The following is an 18,974-nucleotide window of genomic DNA, read 5'->3' on the forward strand; positions in this document are numbered from 1 at the left end:
ACTTTTCTTCCCCAGATTGGGGGCGGGTTTTGGCCGTTTAGAAGTTCTCCGGCATCTTGGCTTTTTCGCGAGCCACTTCGCGGCTGATGATGCGGCGTGCCACCAGGTCTTCCAGGCATTGGTCCATGGTCTGCATGCCGACGCTGGCTCCGGTCTGGATGGCCGAGTACATCTGCGCGATTTTGTCTTCGCGGATCAGGTTGCGGATGGCTGGGGTACCGCGCATAATTTCGTGGGCAGCGACCCGGCCACCGCCGTTTTTCTTCATCAGCGTCTGGGAGATAACGGCCTGTAGGGATTCCGACAGCATTGAACGCACCATGGCTTTCTCCTGCGCCGGGAATACATCCACCACACGGTCAATGGTTTTGGCGGCGGAAGTGGTGTGCAGGGTGCCGAATACCAAGTGACCGGTCTCTGCCGCAGTCAGCGCCAGGCGAATGGTCTCCAGGTCCCGCATCTCACCCACGAGGATGATATCCGGGTCTTCACGCAGTGCAGAGCGCAGCGCCTCGGCAAAGCCGTGGGTATCCCGGTGCACCTCACGCTGGTTCACCAGGCACTTTTTGGATTCATGCACAAATTCGATCGGGTCCTCGATGGTGAGGATATGCTCGTATTTGTTGTCGTTGATGTAGTCCATCATCGCCGCCAGGGTGGTGGACTTACCGGAACCCGTGGGCCCGGTTACCAGCACCAAGCCACGGGGAGTATCCGAAATCTGCTTGAACACCTGACCCATTCCCAGGTCTTCCATAGTGAGAACTTTGGAGGGAATAGTTCGGAATACGGCACCGGCACCCCGGTTGTGGTTAAAGGCATTTACACGAAAGCGGGCGACACCGGGGACTTCAAAAGAGAAGTCTGTTTCCAGTAGTTCTTCGTAATCCTTGCGCTGCTTATCGTTCATGATCTCGTAGATCAGGCCGTGTACCTGCTTGTGCTCCATTGAGGGCAGGTTGATACGGCGCACGTCGCCGTCGACACGGATCATCGGCGGCAGGCCCGCCGAGAGGTGTAAGTCCGAGGCGTTTTGCTTGGCGCTAAAGGCGAGGAGTTCAGTGATATCCATACTGCTACCTTATGGTTCTTGTTTGGGCTCAGGTAAAATCGCCGCTCAAATCGGTAAGGGCATCAGTATATGCGCAAAGAGACAATCGTCGAAAACCTGAATGCAGTAGGTGAGCGGATTGTGACATGCTGCAACAACTGCGATCGCAACCCCGCAGAAATTACCCTGTTGGCGGTTTCCAAAACACGACCGGCGGAAGACCTGCGGATTGCTTTTGCTGCTGGCCAGCATCACTTTGGCGAAAATTATTTACAGGAAGCCCTGCAAAAACAGGATGTCCTGTCCGACCTGGATATTCACTGGCATTTTATTGGGCCGCTTCAATCGAACAAAAGCCGATCTGTGGCGGAGCGATTTCATTGGATGCACACGGTGGATCGCTTAAAAATCGCCCTGCGTTTGTCGGCACAGCGCCCCAGTAATATGACACCACTCAATATCTGCTTGCAGGTGAATATCGATGGCGAGCAGAGCAAGTCTGGCATAGCTCCACAGGATTTGGTGGCTCTGGCGCGTGAAGTGATGATATTGCCAGGGCTGTGCCTGCGTGGCTTGATGGCGATTCCCGCTGCTCGTGACAATGTATTTGAGCAGGAAAAACCGTTCACCCAGTTGGCGGGGCTGTTGCAAAGTCTTCGTGAAGAATTTCCCGAGCAGGCCCTGGATACTCTATCCATGGGGATGTCTAAAGATATGGAGGCTGCTATTGCCTGCGGTGCCACTATTGTGCGTATCGGCACAGATATTTTTGGGGCACGAAACTATTCTGCATGACAGAATTAGTACGCAAGTAGACTTTCTTGGGATATGGGATGACAAAATCTGGGACTGTAGATGTATTGCTGCTGCTTTTATCAGTGAGCGCAGTTCTATCTTTGTCTGTAACGAATAGCGTGCTGGTGACTTGGGTGGCGCTTGAGTGGTTGGCTTTTATCTGCCTGATTGCATTTATCTCTCCCAAAATCTCATTGGTTACCGGTTTTTTGAATTCGGCAGTTATTGGGATATTCGGAGATAAGAGCCGCTATTGGCTTTGGATACTGGCGATTGTTCTGAACTTGATTGCGATTGTGGAAACATTTCCTTTTTTGTTTAGTTAATCAGGGGCTCCTTACATAGTTAAGTTCTAAAAAGAAAACGGCCCTTAAGGCCGTTTTCTTTTTCTGGGAACAAATAATTATTGTTCATTCAAGCTGAGCTGCTTTTTTTGATCTTCACTCAGTAGGTGTTCGGCAAAGAAGAGAGCTGTTACCTGGGTAAAGGCATCACTGTTCTCTTTCTTGCGGTAGCCGTGCCCTTCATTGAGTGCGTTCATATACCAGACTTGATTGCCATTCTCACGAAGTGCAGCCACGATTTGCTCAGCCTCGGTGACAGGTACCCGAGGGTCATTTTGTCCCTGCACTACAAACATTGGCACCTGGATCTTGTCCACATTGTTGTTGGGGCTGATTTTTTCCAGGAAAGCGCGCATCTGGGGATCCCGCTCATCACCATATTCGACTCGACGAAGGTCGCGACGATAGCTCTTGGTATTGGTGAGGAAGGTGACAAAGTTAGAGATGCCGACGATATCCACTGCTGCTTTTAAACGATCGGAATAGTAAACACTACTGGCCAGCACCATATAACCACCGTAGCTGCCGCCAAACACTGCAACGCGTTCCGCATCCAGGTCAGGCTGAGTAGCAATCCAATCCAGAAGAGCACCGATATCCCTAACTGAGTCCTCGCGCTTGTAGCCGTTATCCATGGCTAGGTAGCTCTTACCATAACCAGCGGACCCGCGTACATTTGGGGCAATTACAGCAACACCAAGTTTTTCTAGCCACAGCTGGTATGTACTGGAAAACATGGGGCGGTACTGTCCTTCAGGACCACCGTGGATTGAAATAACCACAGGTACGGGGCCTTTGGCATTGCGCGGCTTATAGACGAATGCGGGAATTTCACGCGGCTTTCCATCCTCCTCGTCGAAAGTGGGATAGTGCACCAGTTCGGGTTCGACAAAGCTTTCGCTGTCGAGACCACCGACTTCACTAAATGTCCATCGGGTAAGGTCACCACTGGATAGCGGGCGGCGGCCAAGATCCATTACAAAGGAATCGGAGGGAGTTTTAGGTGTGTTAAGGGTTAGGGCCAGCTTATCACCTTCGGGGTTAAATTCTATTCCACCGATAAGACCGATCGGTAGCGAGTCGACCTTGCGGTAGCGGTCATTGCGTGGATCGTATAGATAAAGGGTGGACATACCATTTTCGTTGGCGACAAAAGCGCCGCGGCGACCGTCTTTACTGAGGATAAAGCTGCTGATATCCCAGGGGATATCGGAGGTAATTATCTTTTCATCGCCACTCTCCAGGTCTTTGCGGATCAGTTGGGTAAATTCGCGCCCTTTATCAGAGATGATATAAACCGAGCGATTGTCATAACTGAAACCCGCTGGGAAATTGCGGGAATCAGCCTCTTCATCGCTCGTACCGGCGAGTAGTGAGACTTCGCCGCTGTCGAGATCCAGCAAATGAACATTAGATCGAGTGGAGGAGATATATTGCATGACCAAAATTTGGCTGCCGGATTGTGAGAAATCACTGGGGCCCCACCAACTGCCATCCTCAGACTTAAGGATCAAGCGGTCTTCTTTTTTGTCACCGTCGAAAGTGGTTAACCATATATCATTGGCCCTGCCATCTCGGCGAGTACTCTGGTAAGCGATAGCTGAGCCCTGCTTATTCCAGAGAATACTGCCATTGCGAGACTCACCATCAGTAATCATCTCGCTAGTGCCGTTTTCTGTATCAAACAGGAAAATCTGGGCGTATTCATTGCCGCCGGCATCCATGGTGAATGCCAGTTGGCTGTGCTCCGGGCGGGTAGAGATGCCGCCTATCGGCTCTTCGAAAAAAGTTAGTTGTCGGCGAGCGCCACCTGCATTCTCTACCTTGTGTAATTGAGAAACTTCGCCGAAGCGGGTACTGACATAGATACCGTTACCGTCAAGATCCCAGCCCCGGAAGCTAGCTGAGCGTACGTTCTGGTAACGATTGAGCTCATTGATGATAGTTTGGGGAATGTTTGGCACATCTTCCAGTATCAATTGGCCGTTGTTTAGCGTGCGAGTTTCTACTGCACCAGCAGCACTGGTCGCAGTGATCAGTGCTGCTATAAGCAGTGAACGCCATCCTTTTTGCATACTGTCCTCCGTTAGGAGCCACTTGGTATGGCTCTCTTGTTATTTGAATCTGGCGGCCACATATTAGCGGAATGCCCCGAACGGGGAAAAGCAACAAAATTTTTGTAACCGCCCAAGGTGATATGAGTGAGTACAGCGAACCCTAAGATGGTTTTTATTGGTGGCGCCGGCAATATGGCGGGGGCAGTGATCGGTGGTTTGGTGGCCTCCGGTTATCCGGCGGACCAGATCACTGCTACAGGCCGTGATCGGGACAAACTCAATGCTTTTGCCGAGAGCCATGGGGTAGCTATTAGTGACGATAATGTTGCCGCTATTGTTGATGCCGATGTAATTGTACTGTCGGTGAAACCGCAAGTTATGCGAGAACTTTGTGAGGGACTGAAACCCCATTTGGTGGATCGCTCGCCCTTGATTATCACTTTTGCTGCGGGAATTCCGCTCGCGGCTTACCACCGTTGGATGGGAATGCACCTCCCTATTGTCAGGGCTATGCCTAATACCCCGGCCCTGGTGCAAACCGGAGTTACCGGTCTTTATGCCGATAGCAAGGTTACGGGCGAACAGAAGGAACTTGCCGGGCGTATCGTCGATGCGGTAGGCATCTCATACTGGGTTGAGGAAGAGCGCGGCATCGATCAGGTGATTGCGGTAGCGGGATCGGCACCGGCTTACTTTTTCCAGTTTATGGAGGCCATGATTGATGCGGCTTCCGCCGGTGGCCTTGCTCGAGCAGATGCGGAGCGCCTTGTGTTGCAAACTGCCCTGGGCGCCGCCAAACTGGCGGTCGCCAGCGATGTTGACGTCGCCCAGTTGAAGCGCAATGTGATGTCACCAGGTGGAACCACTGAGCGCGCTGTTCAACGGTTCGAGAAGGGTGGGTTGCCGCAGTTAGTGGCCGATGCCATGCGCGATTGCGAGGAGCGGGCGACGGAAATGGCAAAGGAATTGGATCGGTAACAGGTTCCGGTCCAATTGGGTAGGTGCAGCGGTGGCTGCTGAAAATCTTTTTGTTTAGGGTTTATCCATGGTCAATACCTTCAGCGATATCGGCGTTTATGTCGTGGGCATACTGGGCATTTTGTTCCTTTTCGCCGTGTTATTGCGTTTCCTATTGCAGTTGGGCCGTGCGGATTTTTACAACCCCATATCTCAGGGAGTTGTGAAGGTTACCAACCCTTTGCTGCTGCCGCTGCGCAAAGTGGTGCCAGGACTTTTTGGCGTCGATATGGCCTCAGTAGTACTGGCGTTGATAGTCGGTTGGGCGATGATTATGGCTTGCGCCATGATTGCAGGTTACGGCCTGGTTAACCCCCTCAGTGCCCTGCTGTGGTCGTTGATCGGCTGTGTCTCCACTGTGATAGCGATGGTGTTTGTCGGCTTATTGGTCTCCATCGTTGCCAGCTGGATTGCGCCGAATAGCGGCCATCCAATTCTAATTTTATTGCACCAACTCCTGGAGCCATTTTGCGGACCTGTGCGACGCTTGATTCCGCCGTTGGGGGTGATTGATATCAGCCCGATATTTGTCTTTATCCTGCTCACTGTGATTAACAGGCTGCTTATTGGTTTTGCCCAAATGGCCAACATGCCGGCTTTCGTGTACAGCCTGTTTTGGCATATCCCCGGCTTTTAACCGGACTCTGATCAACCCCAAAATATCCCCTGCATCTTTCAAGCCCCGCCCTCTGGGGCTTGCGCAGTTGTTCGAAGGTTTCTTAAATTGTGACCGGCTGAACATTTCTTCACCTGTGCGCACTAGATCGTATTTGGCGCGGTGTTAGACTCTTATACTATCGACTGACGGCTCTTTCTCTTGTCTTAGTAGGGGCCGGTAGTCCCGGGTCTCAATAACAAGAACACCGTGAAATGGAAGACGCACTTTTACGCCAGCATATTTCTGACTACGACCGTTGGAAAAAGAATCTCGATCGCCAGTTTGCCCACTTCAGCCAATGGCTTGAACAGCACTTCTCTAATTCCGCTGGTGCCTGCCAGGTTGTACAGCAGGCCCGCGCCCTACTTGCAGATGACCAGTTCACCCTGGTTTTAGTTGGGGAGTTTTCACGGGGAAAAACTGAACTGCTCAATGCCCTGTTGTCGCAAACTTACGGCCAGCGTCTACTGCCCTCAAGACCGGGGCGCACCACTATGTGCCCCACGGAAATTTTCAGTGATGGCGGCGAGCGCGCCAGTCTGCGGCTGCTTCCGATTGAGACCCTGGCGACGAATACCAGCCTGGAGAGCTTCCGCCGAATTCCGCAAAAGTGGGTAACTCACGAGTTTGATGCCAATGATCCCGAGGCGACCCGGGAGACTTTATTGAAGGTTGCCTCGACCAAGTCAGTAATGCCGGAAGAGGCCGCTCGTTATGGCTTCGATCGGCGCCACTTGGATGGCAAGGGGAACCTAGTCGAGATCCCCGCCTGGCGTTTTGCTTTGATTTGTCTGCCGCACCCATTGCTGGATCAGGGGTTGCGTATTATTGATACCCCGGGACTGAACGCCCTCGGCAATGAGCCGGAGCTCACATTGAGTACACTGCCCGGGGCCCAGGCGGTTGCCTTTCTGCTGGCTGCCGATGCGGGCGTAAGTGGCACCGATATGAGTATGTGGGAGACTCACCTGGCGCCATTGCAAGAGCATCGCGGAACATCCGTGATGGCCCTGCTCAACAAGATGGATGTACTTTGGGATGATCCGGAGGAGGATGCTGAGTTGCTGTTGCGACGCATGCGCAGCGAAGTGGCCGGTCTCTTGTCTCTGCCTCAGGAAAGTGTTGCCGGAGTCTCTGCAAAAATGGCTCTGTTGGGGCGCCAGCAGCGGGATGCGGATTTGGTGCGAAGCAGCCGCTTCGGTGAGTTTGAAAGGATGCTGGTTCAGCGCCTGTTGGAGCACCGGCATAAAATGGCCGAGCACCGCTCACTGCATCAAGCTCTCACCCTGATGGCTGATACCCGCGATCTACTCAAGCGTCGTTTGAATAGTGGCCGGGCAGCGTTGGCTCACCTGCAGCGCAATAGTGGCAACACCTCAGAGCAATTGGCAGAGTTGGAACAGTTGCAGACGACCGTGCGCGAGCAGCATAAGATTTGTCATCAGGAATTGCTGACGCTCAAATCCAGCCATAGAATGCTTACACGACAAAGCACTTCTTTGTTGGCGCCGATATCCAGACAGCAGTTGCAGGCGCTGATTGACGATACACTGGCTACTCTCAATCGCCGTTGGACGCCCATGGGCATGGCCAGGGCTATCGATACTTTTATGGAAGGGGTAGACCATCAGATGTCTAACCTCGAGCGGGAAGTGGATCAGGCTAATCGCTTGCTCGACGCTGTATTTGAGCGCTCCAGCTTAAAGAAAGTGGATGATGCCGAGCAGTATTTTACTATCCGCAAATTTCGCTTCGCGTTGCGTGGACTGCATCGCCAGGCCGCTCAGCTGAGGCGATCCCCGCAGTTGTTATTGGCGCGCCGCAGCCGTCTCAGCGAGCGCTTTATTACCACGCTTGCCAGTGAAGTGGGTCGGCTGTACGACGATATGGGTAACAAAGCGGAAAATTGGTTAGAGCAGGCTCTTGAGCCTCTTAAACAGCATGCGCAGTATCAGAAACAATTACTCAATCGCCATTTGATTAAGCTCACCGAGTTGAAACAGAAAACTCGCAGTCGTCGCACGGATCTTCGAACTCTCGAGGATGAGGTTCAGCGCAATGATAAGGCGCTGGTGGCGTTAGAGGATTTACTGCGGCACAACAGCTCTGCACCACAGCCGGTTGCGCCGGCGCCGCGCGCGCACAATGTAACCCCCTTGAAGGCCTCCCATACCACCTGAATTGGGTGCTAATTGATATTGGTTCTGACTGGCATTTGTTATAAGTTGCAGTGATCTTATTCACTGACTGCTTCGGCAATTTGCCAGGCAGCACCTATCAACCTGACAGATACAGTGCTTTGCCAACGGAAAACCCTATCGCTTCTGCGGAAGCCCAAACCGCAACTACCGGTGACCCAGGCTCCGTGGGCCTTGTTGAGCCTAAAAGCCATCACTTTAGTGAACCGCTGGAATTGGCCTGTGGTCGAGTACTGAAAAATTACACTCTGGTTTATGAGACTTACGGTGAACTCAATAGGGAAAAGACTAACGCAGTTCTGATCTGTCATGCTCTGTCTGGGCATCATCACGCTGCGGGGCGACACAGTATCGATGATAAGCGTCCGGGGTGGTGGGACCACTATATCGGTCCGGGTAAGCCGATAGATACTAATCATTTCTTTGTGGTGTCCGTTAATAATCTCGGCGGTTGCCACGGATCTACCGGCCCCGTATCCATCAACCCGGATACCGGCACTACCTGGGGGCCGGATTTTCCATCACTGCGTGTCCGCGACTGGGTCCACAGTCAAGCGCGTCTGGCGGATATGCTAGGTATTCGACAATGGGCGGCGGTTGTTGGCGGCAGTCTCGGTGGAATGCAGGCGATGCGCTGGTCACTGGAATACCCTGAGCGCCTGCGTAATTGTGTGGTGATTGCCTCTGCCATGAAGTTATCTGCACAGAATATCGCGTTTAATGAGACCGCACGCCAAGCGATAACATCCGATCCAGACTTTTGTGATGGGCACTACCTCCAACAGGATAAGTTACCCCGTAGAGGCCTGGCCGTTGCGCGTATGATCGGGCACATCACTTATCTGTCTGACGATGGGTTGGGGCGCAAGTTTGGTCGAGAATTGCGCAGTGGCAGCTTTCAACAAGGATCGGATGAAGAAGTGGAGTTTCAGATACAAAGTTATCTGCGCTACCAGGGAGCCAGTTTTTCCACCACCTTCGATCCCAATACTTACATTCTGATGACTCGAGCGCTGGATTTCTTCGACTTAGCTCGGGAATACGGGGATGACCCGGTAGAGGCCTTCTCCCATGCCAAGTGCCGGTTTTTATTGGTGTCATTTACTTCTGATTGGCGCTTTGCGCCGGAGCGCTCGAGGGAAATCGCCGATGCCCTGATGCACGCGGATATTCCAGTCAGCTATGCCGAAGTAGAGTCAGCAATGGGACACGATGCCTTCCTGCTGCCCAATGGTCGTTATGAAGGTGTATTTCGTGCCTATATGCAGAGAGTTGCGGCAGAAATTGCTGAGGAGGTGTACTGATGCGGATAGATTTGGATGTGATCCAGGAATGGATCGCTCCCAACAGCCGGGTTCTCGACCTCGGCTGTGGCGATGGTGCACTGCTCGATCAGCTGGGGAGAAATAAAAATGTGAAAGGCTATGGCCTGGAGATTGATCCCGAGCAAATAGAGCGATGTGTGGCCCGTGGGGTCAATGTTGTCGAGCAAAATCTGAATACAGGGCTGGGAAACTTTGCTGATGGCAGCTTTGATGCTGTGGTGATGACCCAGGCACTGCAAACCTTGAGTCAGCCTCATTTAGTGGTAGAGGAAATGCTCCGGGTTGGGCGGGATTGCATTATTACGTTTCCCAATTTTGGGCAGTGGAAGGCCCGCTGGCACCTCGCATTCTCCGGGCGCATGCCAGTATCCGACTTATTGCCATACGAATGGTATGACACTCCCAATATTCACTTTTGTACTTTTACAGACTTTGAGGTGTTATGCCGAGAAAATGGCTGGGCGATTCTGCATCGGCAAGTGGTTTCTGAGTCCACGGTTGGGCGGGCATTCAAAGACTTTTTACCAAATTTGTTTGGTGAGACAGCCATCTATCATCTAACTCGCTAAACTAAGATTTGCGCCAGCTCTTTTGTGGAGGACTTTGGTGCGATAAATAGATCGAGAGAGGCACTCCTGAGGGGGCCTGACTGGAATTGACCACCAAACCTACCGGGAGAGGTGGCGCCTATAACAACTGGAGGTGGAGCGTGAAACGCATCCTTACCCTGGCTGCTTCTGTGGCCTTGCTATTTTTATCTGTCGGCGCTGCCGCGCAAGAAGCGCGTACGATTAAGAACTACGCTGATTTTGGCGACTATCGAGTAGTCTATTCAGTGTTCAATAGCGATTTTATCCAGCCGGATATCGCCCGTCAGTACCAGTTGGCTCGAGCAAAAGATCGGGCGTATGTAAATGTCTCTGTCGTCAAGAAAGAGGGCGGAACCCATGGCCTCAGCGCTGAGATGTCTGGCACAGCTACCAACCTGATCCAGCAGTCAAGACCACTTAAGTTCAAAGAAATTCGGGAAGGGGATGCTGTTTACTATCTCGCACCCCTGCGCTTTGAGGATGAGGAGACCCTTACCTTTAACGTAGATATCAAGCTGCCCAATGGTAAAAGTGAGACGATCACTTTCCGTCGCAGATTGAACCGATAGACATCTGCCAAGGTTCCGCTGGCTGAGAGCTGGTCGAAACCCCTTCTTTAAGATTCACCGCGGGCCGAGGCCCGCTTTTTGTTTGAAGCAATATGGTAAATAAAATTGTTCTTGCCAGCGGTAATGCCGGCAAACTTCGCGAATTTTCACAGCTGTTCGCCTCATGGGATATACAGGTTCTTCCTCAGTCTGACTTTGGGGTAAGTGACGTTGATGAGACCGGATTGAGCTTTATTGAGAATGCTTTGATTAAGGCCCGCCACGCCAGCCGTATCAGTGGCCTGCCGGCATTAGCCGATGACTCCGGGCTGTCGGTAGATGCATTGAGTGGTGCGCCGGGAATTTACTCTGCACGCTACTCAGGTGCCGGGGCGACTGATGAAAAAAACAATGCGAAGTTATTGGAGGCCATGGTTGATGTTGAATCTAAGCATCGCACTGCCAGTTTCCACTGCGCGCTGGCTTTTGTACGGCAATGGGATGACCCGGTGCCTTTGGTATCTAGTGCAAAGTGGAGCGGGACAATTTTGCGGGAGCCGGCGGGAGAGCAGGGTTTTGGTTATGACCCGCTGTTCTTTGTTGAATCTGAGGGAATGACCTCCGCTGAACTGCCGAGAGACTTGAAGAATCGACTGAGCCACAGGGCCCAGGCTATGTCTCAATTTGAGCTTTTATGGCAGCAAAATATGCAGGGTGCCGACCTTGCCTGATCAGATTGCTGAATTACAGCTGCCACCACTAAGCCTGTATATCCATATCCCTTGGTGTGTGCGCAAATGTCCCTACTGTGATTTCAACTCCCACCAGGCTGATAGAGACCGGGCTAATTCGGACTACGCCCTACCGGAATCCGAGTATGTGGCGCAGTTGCGCCTGGATCTGATCAGCCAGTTGCCCTGGGTGCAGGGGCGAAAATTGCAGTCCATCTTTTTTGGTGGTGGTACGCCGAGCCTGTTCTCCCCCCAAGCAATTGGGCAGATCCTGGAGGCTGCTGAGCAGGTGGTGGGTTTTGCTGAAGGGGTCGAGATAACCCTGGAGGCCAACCCCGGCACTTTTGAACAAGCCAAGTTCACTGGCTATCGATCTGCTGGAGTTAATCGTCTTTCTATTGGAGTGCAAAGCTTCGATTCCAATCAGCTACAACAGTTGGGACGTATTCACAGCGGAGAAGAGGCCGAAGGTGCCCTGGCAATGGCGCGTCGTGCGGGCTTTGACAATATTAACCTCGACCTGATGCACGGATTGCCCAATCAGACCGAGGTGGAAGCCCTTGGCGATTTGCGCCGAGCAATTTCCTTGGCTCCAGAGCATATTTCCTGGTACCAATTAACGATTGAGCCAAATACTGCATTCTACAGTGCGCCACCAGTCACCCCCGGCTCCCAGCTGATAGCCAGTATGCAGGGCAGCGGACGCGAACTACTGGCGTCCGAGGGCTATCGTCGTTACGAGGTGTCGGCTTATAGCAAACCCGAACTTGAATCCCGCCATAATATTAATTATTGGTCATTCGGAGATTATCTGGGGATTGGTGCCGGTGCTCATGGCAAGGTAACCCTAGCTGGAACTGGGCAAATTCTGCGCAGTCGTCGCACACGCACTCCGAGGGACTACTTGTCTATCGCCAGGCAACATCCCGAGCTGCTGCATAGTGCCTTGTCTGAACCCCATACTGACAGGGTTGAGAATGAGGATTTGCCACTGGAGTTTCTTATGAATGCCCTTCGCCTGGCGGATGGTGTTCCCAGTGATACTTTTACCCGCCACACCGGGCTGCCGATGTCCGAGCTGCAAAAACAATGGCCTACCCTGATGGCAATGGAGCTTGTAGAGCGTCTGGATAAGCGGATTGCTGCCACGGCTTTTGGCTTTGACTACATCGATGAGATTTTGCAGCGCTTCCTGGAGCAGGCGTAAGTCTGTGGCAGGAAAGACTTGAAATCCCATTTTGCGCCCCAATTTTGAGGGCAATGGTGCATCGCAGCTGTATAACCACCGCTGTGACCGTGAGAAGATGCGTTGGCGGTGCCCACGCATCGAGTAACTAAAGAACAGGAATGCAATATGAGCGAGCACTCAATCGTCAACGTATCTGACGCTGAATTCGAAGCAGAAGTTCTCAAAGCTGAAGGCCCGGTGTTGGTAGATTTTTGGGCACAGTGGTGCGGTCCGTGCAAGATGATCGCTCCAGTGCTGGAAGACCTGGCAGGCCACTACGGCGATAAGTTGAAGATCGTAAAAGTAGACGTTGATGCGAATAAAGAGAGCCCGGCCAAATACAATGTCCGTGGTATCCCCACGCTGCTGCTGTTCAAAGGCGGCAATGTCGAAGGCACTAAAGTCGGCGCACTGTCCCGCGCACAGCTGACTGAGTTTATCGACGGTCAGCTGTAAGACTGTCGTTTCCATCCTGCAAAGGGGGTAAATTTCTTTGCAGGATTGGAAACACCCGTTATACTGGCTGTAATTCTGAAATAGTTCAGCGGTCTTGAATTAAATGAGACGAGCTGACAAAACGCCCCTCCACAGGGTCCCTGACCATCCCCGGCGCGTATACTCCTCGAGTTGAACTTGTTCTGATAATGCTCCATAAATTGATTATGGAGAGCAAAAGTTTACTGAGTACTGTGGTCTTGGTAGGAAAAGGTACCTAGGTGTATCGGGTAAATAAACGAGCTAATCTCTAATATCAAACCCCTCCTCAAAATTTCAGGCGTGTCCGCGCCATATGACAACAGAAACATTAATAAGCAATTGGTATGAATCTCTCCGAATTAAAAACCAAACCCATTGAAGAGTTGATTGAAATAGCCAAAGGCATGGGCCTTGAAAACCTGGCCCGTTCGCGCAAGCAGGATATTATTTTCAATATCCTCAAGCGCCACGCCAAAAGCGGTGAAGATATTTATGGCGACGGCGTATTAGAAATCCTTCAAGATGGTTTTGGATTTTTGCGTTCTGCTGACTCCTCTTATCTTGCGGGACCGGATGATATATATGTATCTCCAAGTCAGATTCGCCGATTTAATTTACGTACGGGTGACTCAATTTCCGGAAAGATTCGCCCACCGAAAGAAGGTGAAAGATATTTTGCCTTATTAAAAGTTAACGAAATTAATTTTGACAAACCGGAAAACGCACGTAACAAAATTCTTTTCGAAAACCTCACTCCTCTATTCCCCAACGATCGCCTCACCCTCGAGTGCGGAAACGGCTCCTCCGAAGACCTGATTGGTCGTATTATTGATCTTGTAGCTCCAATCGGGAAAGGCCAGCGCGGCTTGATTGTCGCGCCGCCGAAGGCCGGTAAAACGATTATGTTGCAAAATATGGCACAGGCCATTACGCGCAATAATCCAGAGTGCCATTTGATCGTACTGCTGATTGACGAGCGTCCTGAGGAAGTGACAGAAATGCAGCGCTCCGTGCGCGGTGAAGTTGTTGCCTCTACTTTTGATGAGCCGCCGGCACGTCACGTACAAGTTGCGGAAATGGTAATTGAAAAAGCCAAGCGCCTGGTTGAGCACAAGAAAGATGTGGTTATCTTGCTCGACTCTATCACCCGCCTGGCTCGCGCTTACAACACAACAGTTCCTAGCTCCGGTAAAGTATTAACCGGTGGTGTTGATGCTCACGCCTTAGAGCGCCCGAAGCGCTTCTTTGGGGCAGCGCGAAATATTGAAGAAGGCGGAAGTCTGTCTATTATTGCTACTGCACTTATCGATACCGGCTCGAAAATGGACGAAGTGATTTTCGAGGAATTTAAAGGTACCGGTAATATGGAATTGCAGCTGGATCGCAAAATTGCTGAAAAACGCGTATATCCGGCCATTAATGTGCGCAGATCCGGCACTCGCCGGGAAGAGCTGTTAATGCCTGAGGGCGAGCTGCAGCGAGTGTGGATTTTGCGTAAGCTGTTACACGATATGGAAGATGTTGCATCGACTGAATTCCTAGTGGATAAATTGAAAGATTTCAAGACAAATGACGAATTCTTCCTATCCATGAAACGGAAATAATTTTTGTATATAAAGTAGCGCCTAAAAAGGCGCTCTTTATTTATTAGGAGCAGAATAAGACGATTAATTGCGTCTATTACTGTTGAAAAGGCGAGCCATTAGGCATATAAAGTTCCACATTGTGGCGCTTGATATGGATTTTAGGCAACGCGCCTTACTGAATTGGCCCAGGGGTTTATTTCTCCGCAAAGGGCCAATCTCAAATGGTTAATCTGGTGGAGCTGGTTATCCATTTGTGACTGCACGACAGCCCACACACCTAGTGAGAACCTTTTGTGAATATCTATATTGGAAATCTGGCCTACGCGGTAACCTCTGACGACCTGCACGAAGCTTTTGGTGCATTCGGAGAGATCTCTCGGGCTACTGTTATCACCGACCGTGAGACTGGCCGCTCTAAAGGCTTCGGTTTCGTAGAAATGCCTAACGACGATGAAGCGCGCAAAGCTATCGAAGAGATGAACGACCAACCGCTGTCTGGCCGTAACATCCGCGTTAACGAAGCTAAGCCTCGCGAAGATCGTCCGCGTCGCCCCCGCTTCTAAGCTGTAAAAAGCTTATTATTTCCGCGGCTCGCAGCCTAGGCTTGCGAGCCGCGACTCCCTCCCGCCTCTCTCTTCATTCCAGTTGGTGTGTTGTTACCCATCCTGCGCCTTCTGTTTTACACTGCGCTCTGGTTTATAGTCACGCCTTGTTAGCCCATGAAATATAAAGATCTACGCGACTTTATTAAGTTGCTGGAAAAGCGCGGCCTACTAAAACGAATCAAGCACCCTGTTGACCCCATTTTGGAAATGACAGAAATTTCCGATCGCGTATTGCGAGCTGAGGGGCCTGCATTGTTGTTTGAGAACCCGGTAGGCTTTGAGACCCTAGTTCTTGCCAATCTTTTCGGAACACCAGAGCGAGTCGCCCTGGGGATGGGAAGAGAGAGTGTTGCCGAACTGCGTGAAGTGGGAGAACTGCTGGCTTTTCTCAAGGAGCCGCAGCCACCGGAAAATCTCCGCGATGCCTGGGAGAAGTTGCCGGTCTTTAAGCAGGTCCTGAATATGGGGCCAAAAGTCGTAAAGGGTGCAGCTTGCCAACAGGTAGTCCTTGAGAGGGATCAGGTTGATCTGCATCAGCTGCCAATCCAAACCTGCTGGCCGGGAGATGCCGCTCCGCTGGTCACTTGGCCCTTAGTAATTACCCGAGGGCCTGAGAAGAAACGACAAAATCTGGGCATATACCGGATGCAATTAATCGGAAAGAACCGCCTGATTATGCGTTGGCTCAGTCATCGCGGGGGGGCGCTGGATTATCGGGACTGGTGCAAGAAGCATCCCGGTGAACCCTATCCGGTAGCTGTTGCCCTGGGTGCCGATCCCGCCACAATTCTGGGGGCCGTTACCCCAGTGCCGGATACTTTGTCTGAGTATGCCTTTGCCGGCCTGTTGCGGGGGGATAAGACAGAAGTGACCGATGCCTTTCTCAGTGATCTTCAGGTGCCTGCCAGTGCCGAATATGTTCTGGAAGGCTTTATCTATCCCGATGATATGGCTGATGAGGGGCCCTATGGAGACCACACCGGTTACTACAACGAAGTGGACAGCTTCCCTGTATTTACGGTAGAGAAGATTACGCACCGTAAAAACCCCATTTACCACAGCACCTATACCGGGCGTCCACCGGATGAACCTGCGATTTTAGGAGAGGCTTTAAACGAGGTTTTTGTGCCAATCCTACAAAAGCAATTTCCTGAAATTGTCGACTTCTATTTGCCGCCGGAGGGATGCTCTTACCGTCTCGCCGTGGTCACCATGAAGAAGCAGTATGCAGGTCACGCCAAGCGGGTAATGATGGGTGTCTGGTCTTTCCTGCGTCAGTTTATGTACACCAAGTTTGTTATTGTTGCTGACGAAGACGTCAATGCCAGGGATTGGAAAGATGTAATCTGGGCGATGACCACACGTATGGACCCGGCGCGGGATACGGTGATGGTAGAAAATACTCCGATTGATTATTTAGATTTTGCTTCACCGGTCTCCGGTTTAGGCTCAAAAATAGGTTTTGATGCGACTAATAAATGGGAAGGTGAAACTAGTCGTGAGTGGGGTGTACCTATTGAGCGCGACCCGAATGTGGTTAAAAAGATTGATGAAATATGGTCTAAATTGGGCCTCGAATAAGCACGGCGACATATTCTCAGTACTCCCGTCCGAATAAGCGCCTCTGGTGGCGCTCAGTAGAGTGACCGCTTAGCGGTCACTCTTTATTTTTTCTTCCTTCTTTGCATCTATAGCTGTTACTGCTGGCGTCGCAGTCAGGTACGGGCTCGACCGTGGCCCTGAATTAACTATAAGGATTGCTTTAATGAGGAAAATTTATTTAGTGGGCCTGATATCGATAGGTATTTTCATGTTTTTGCTAGTCGTACCAAGTGAGCAGAAGCAAAGTGCCGGAATTGATAATATCGAAGATTTTATTCCTGCAGTTATGCATGAGGCAGCTATACCCGGAATAGCCGTTGCTAGAATAAAAGAGGGTGAACTTGCGCTTCAACAAGTATACGGGATGGCCGATATTGAGGCCGGAAAACCAGTTACTCAGGATACGTTATTTAATATTGCGTCGATAAGTAAGCCGATTATGGGCGTAACACTATTGCAATTGGTCGACGATGGTAAATTGGCGTTGGATGAGGATATTAATAGCTATTTACCATTTAAGGTCGACAATCCACATATAGAAGGGGAAAAAATTACACTGAGACATCTGGCGAGTCACTCTGCAGCAATTAAAGATTATTTTGACTACGCCACTTACACTGAAAATCGTGATCCCTCTATCAGTTTGGAGCAACATCTACGTTCCCTGCTGGTTAAAGGGGAAAGCCTGTACGGTAGTGGGGATTATTATCTGACAAATAACCCCGGGGAGCACAGACAATACAGTAATCTTTCTGCCGGTTTAGCTGGGTTATTGGTTGAGTCAGTAACCGGCCAGTCTCTTGCCAATTATAGTCGGAATACTTTATTCCACAGCCTGGATATGGAGACTGCCAATTGGAGACTCAATGGAGTAGATCTGAGCTCTATCGCAGTCCCCTACAAAGTAGAGCAATGTGTACCATATATCGGCCTGTGTGTAGATAGTGAAGCGGAGAAGATGAATTATTTAATTGGTCGATTTATTGATCCTCCTTTTGAGTACAAGCAATTTCACCCGTATGCACACAGTGGTAATCCGCAGTATCCTGACGGTGGTGTTCGTGTAAGCATTGCTGACCTCAGCAATTTCTTGCTAGCGCTGCTTAATAATCGGGATAAATCTGAAGCTCAGATCTTATCAGATGTTATGTATCAGGAAATGTTTCGTCTGCAATTACCGTTGTCTGTATCAGATTCGCAGCGCTTCTTTTGGCGCGATCGCAATGGCCTTACTGGGCACATGGGAACTGATCTGGGCGTATTTGTAGCTATGTATTTTGAGCCAGAAAGTAAGGATGGCTTTATTATCTTGATGAACAGAGACATGGATATTAAATCGGCCAATGCGATGAAGCGTATTGCTATTCGCCTCATGAAAATATAAAAACAACTGTAGGATGACCACTCCCGAAATTTTTATATTAAGGAAGGTCTTTCTATTTGTGTATTTTTCTAAGGTTGGATGGGAATATGATAGGGGATTTATCAAAACTAATAATTCTATTTTTTGGGATAGCAATATTTCAGCCTGTGATTGCCAGCCAGGGTAATGGTGCAGAGGCAATTTTTGAGAAGATCAAAGGGCTAGCTGGAGAGTGGAGAGAGGAAGGGGCAAAAAATGACGATTTTGTTATTAGTTTTGCCGATACAGCTGGGGGAAGCGTAGTACTGGAAAGTTGGCTCTATAACGGGCGCCAACATTCCTTGACGGCCTACCACTTGGATAACGATAATTTAATAGTGACGCACTATTGCCCCCAGGGTAATCAGCCCAGGTTAAGCTGGCAAAAAAATAGTGCTGAAGATACTTTGGCATTCTCTTTCAAGGATGTAACTAATTTTACTTTGGACAGTAAGAGTCGTCTGGATAGCCTCACTTTTACCTGGTTAGGTAACGGCAAGTTACAGCGGGAAGAGACTTACTTGAAGAACGGGGAGCAGTTACCCTCATCCCTGACCCTGGTACGTAAATAAGCTGCCAAATCGTTATTAACTGATAGTTTAGATGTATTATTTCTCAAAGCTGGAGCGAAATTCGCGCCAGCTTTTTTATTTGTGAACTTTATTGTGGTTTTGGTTTATATAAGTATGATTCGCGACTGAATTTGCATGCTGTTGCCAGCTTATTGGCATGGGGTGACAGTGCGCGCTATGCCTGGGTT

At 50.6% G+C, this 18,974-nt stretch carries 18 protein-coding genes; 16 read left to right on the forward strand and 2 right to left on the reverse strand.

What is annotated here, in order from left to right; translation table 11 throughout:
* Window positions 1-37: 37 nt before the first annotated feature.
* On the reverse strand, window positions 38-1,072 hold the full coding sequence (locus ACJJIQ_RS21425) for a type IV pilus twitching motility protein PilT (RefSeq protein WP_108731395.1): 1,035 nt from the start codon (window positions 1,070-1,072) through the stop codon (window positions 38-40).
* Between the two features lie 69 nt (window positions 1,073-1,141).
* Between ACJJIQ_RS21425 and ACJJIQ_RS21430 the strand changes: the two genes are divergently transcribed.
* A complete protein-coding gene (locus tag ACJJIQ_RS21430) occupies window positions 1,142-1,846 on the forward strand; it encodes a YggS family pyridoxal phosphate-dependent enzyme (RefSeq protein ID WP_445362988.1) in 705 nt (234 codons plus the stop codon).
* A gap of 38 nt (window positions 1,847-1,884) precedes the next feature.
* Entirely contained in the window at window positions 1,885-2,172 is a 288-nt protein-coding gene (locus ACJJIQ_RS21435; RefSeq protein ID WP_445362989.1) for a hypothetical protein, read from the forward strand.
* A gap of 77 nt (window positions 2,173-2,249) precedes the next feature.
* Here the strand turns inward: ACJJIQ_RS21435 and ACJJIQ_RS21440 are convergent, their stop codons facing one another.
* Window positions 2,250-4,265: an alpha/beta hydrolase family protein gene (locus ACJJIQ_RS21440; RefSeq protein WP_445362990.1), complete on the reverse strand. Its 2,016-nt coding sequence runs from the start codon at window positions 4,263-4,265 to the stop codon at window positions 2,250-2,252.
* A gap of 126 nt (window positions 4,266-4,391) precedes the next feature.
* Here ACJJIQ_RS21440 and proC point away from each other — a divergent pair, with 126 nt between their 5' ends.
* The 14 genes from proC to ACJJIQ_RS21510 all read left to right on the forward strand — a co-directional run bounded on the left by proC (window position 4,392) and on the right by ACJJIQ_RS21510 (window position 18,786).
* A complete protein-coding gene (gene proC / locus ACJJIQ_RS21445) occupies window positions 4,392-5,225 on the forward strand; it encodes a pyrroline-5-carboxylate reductase (protein WP_445362991.1) in 834 nt (277 codons plus the stop codon).
* Between the two features lie 67 nt (window positions 5,226-5,292).
* Window positions 5,293-5,901 (forward strand): YggT family protein, encoded by a 609-nt coding sequence (locus tag ACJJIQ_RS21450; RefSeq protein WP_413664057.1) that lies wholly within the window; start codon window positions 5,293-5,295, stop codon window positions 5,899-5,901.
* Between the two features lie 233 nt (window positions 5,902-6,134).
* Window positions 6,135-8,102, forward strand: a complete 1,968-nt coding sequence (locus ACJJIQ_RS21455) for a dynamin family protein (RefSeq protein WP_445362992.1) — start codon at window positions 6,135-6,137, stop codon at window positions 8,100-8,102.
* A 137-nt stretch (window positions 8,103-8,239) separates the two neighbouring features.
* Entirely contained in the window at window positions 8,240-9,424 is a 1,185-nt protein-coding gene (gene metX / locus ACJJIQ_RS21460; protein WP_413665826.1) for a homoserine O-succinyltransferase MetX, read from the forward strand.
* Window positions 9,424-10,014, forward strand: coding sequence for a methionine biosynthesis protein MetW (gene metW / locus ACJJIQ_RS21465; RefSeq protein ID WP_413664059.1), 591 nt, complete (start codon window positions 9,424-9,426; stop codon window positions 10,012-10,014). Before metX ends, metW begins: the two co-directional genes overlap by 1 nt.
* A 140-nt stretch (window positions 10,015-10,154) precedes the next feature.
* On the forward strand, window positions 10,155-10,604 hold the full coding sequence (locus ACJJIQ_RS21470) for a DUF4426 domain-containing protein (protein ID WP_413664060.1): 450 nt from the start codon (window positions 10,155-10,157) through the stop codon (window positions 10,602-10,604).
* Between the two features lie 92 nt (window positions 10,605-10,696).
* Window positions 10,697-11,314 carry an RdgB/HAM1 family non-canonical purine NTP pyrophosphatase gene (rdgB, locus tag ACJJIQ_RS21475; protein ID WP_444911929.1) on the forward strand — a complete coding sequence of 206 codons (618 nt, stop codon included), beginning with the start codon at window positions 10,697-10,699 and terminating at the stop codon, window positions 11,312-11,314.
* Entirely contained in the window at window positions 11,307-12,521 is a 1,215-nt protein-coding gene (gene hemW / locus ACJJIQ_RS21480) for a radical SAM family heme chaperone HemW (protein WP_445362993.1), read from the forward strand. The genes rdgB and hemW overlap by 8 nt, the downstream gene beginning before the upstream one ends.
* Before the next feature lie 147 nt (window positions 12,522-12,668).
* Window positions 12,669-12,998, forward strand: coding sequence for a thioredoxin TrxA (gene trxA, locus ACJJIQ_RS21485; RefSeq protein WP_282930316.1), 330 nt, complete (start codon window positions 12,669-12,671; stop codon window positions 12,996-12,998).
* A 365-nt stretch (window positions 12,999-13,363) separates the two neighbouring features.
* Window positions 13,364-14,623: a transcription termination factor Rho gene (rho, locus tag ACJJIQ_RS21490; RefSeq protein WP_108731406.1), complete on the forward strand. Its 1,260-nt coding sequence runs from the start codon at window positions 13,364-13,366 to the stop codon at window positions 14,621-14,623.
* Window positions 14,624-14,898: 275 nt separating this feature from the next.
* On the forward strand, window positions 14,899-15,168 hold the full coding sequence (rbp, locus tag ACJJIQ_RS21495; RefSeq protein ID WP_020413665.1) for an RNA-binding regulator: 270 nt from the start codon (window positions 14,899-14,901) through the stop codon (window positions 15,166-15,168).
* A gap of 156 nt (window positions 15,169-15,324) precedes the next feature.
* Complete coding sequence (gene ubiD / locus ACJJIQ_RS21500) at window positions 15,325-16,791, forward strand: 4-hydroxy-3-polyprenylbenzoate decarboxylase (RefSeq protein WP_445362994.1); 1,467 nt, start codon at window positions 15,325-15,327, stop codon at window positions 16,789-16,791.
* Window positions 16,792-16,975: 184 nt separating this feature from the next.
* Complete coding sequence (locus tag ACJJIQ_RS21505) at window positions 16,976-18,196, forward strand: serine hydrolase domain-containing protein (RefSeq protein ID WP_445362995.1); 1,221 nt, start codon at window positions 16,976-16,978, stop codon at window positions 18,194-18,196.
* A gap of 86 nt (window positions 18,197-18,282) precedes the next feature.
* On the forward strand, window positions 18,283-18,786 hold the full coding sequence (locus tag ACJJIQ_RS21510) for a hypothetical protein (RefSeq protein WP_445362996.1): 504 nt from the start codon (window positions 18,283-18,285) through the stop codon (window positions 18,784-18,786).
* Window positions 18,787-18,974 lie beyond the last annotated feature (188 nt).

This window comes from Microbulbifer maximicatervae (SeqCode) (assembly GCF_052468295.1).

Coding starts and splice junctions, on each gene's coding strand:
- metW (WP_413664059.1), top strand. CDS start 9,424: ATGCGGATAGATTTGGATGTGATCCAGGAATGGATCGCTCCCAACAGC.
- trxA (WP_282930316.1), top strand. CDS start 12,669: ATGAGCGAGCACTCAATCGTCAACGTATCTGACGCTGAATTCGAAGCA.
- ACJJIQ_RS21510 (WP_445362996.1), top strand. CDS start 18,283: ATGATAGGGGATTTATCAAAACTAATAATTCTATTTTTTGGGATAGCA.
- ACJJIQ_RS21435 (WP_445362989.1), top strand. CDS start 1,885: ATGACAAAATCTGGGACTGTAGATGTATTGCTGCTGCTTTTATCAGTG.
- ACJJIQ_RS21505 (WP_445362995.1), top strand. CDS start 16,976: ATGAGGAAAATTTATTTAGTGGGCCTGATATCGATAGGTATTTTCATG.
- ACJJIQ_RS21430 (WP_445362988.1), top strand. CDS start 1,142: ATGCGCAAAGAGACAATCGTCGAAAACCTGAATGCAGTAGGTGAGCGG.
- ACJJIQ_RS21455 (WP_445362992.1), top strand. CDS start 6,135: ATGGAAGACGCACTTTTACGCCAGCATATTTCTGACTACGACCGTTGG.
- rho (WP_108731406.1), top strand. CDS start 13,364: ATGAATCTCTCCGAATTAAAAACCAAACCCATTGAAGAGTTGATTGAA.
- ubiD (WP_445362994.1), top strand. CDS start 15,325: ATGAAATATAAAGATCTACGCGACTTTATTAAGTTGCTGGAAAAGCGC.
- ACJJIQ_RS21450 (WP_413664057.1), top strand. CDS start 5,293: ATGGTCAATACCTTCAGCGATATCGGCGTTTATGTCGTGGGCATACTG.
- rdgB (WP_444911929.1), top strand. CDS start 10,697: ATGGTAAATAAAATTGTTCTTGCCAGCGGTAATGCCGGCAAACTTCGC.
- ACJJIQ_RS21440 (WP_445362990.1), bottom strand. CDS start 4,265: ATGCAAAAAGGATGGCGTTCACTGCTTATAGCAGCACTGATCACTGCG.
- ACJJIQ_RS21425 (WP_108731395.1), bottom strand. CDS start 1,072: ATGGATATCACTGAACTCCTCGCCTTTAGCGCCAAGCAAAACGCCTCG.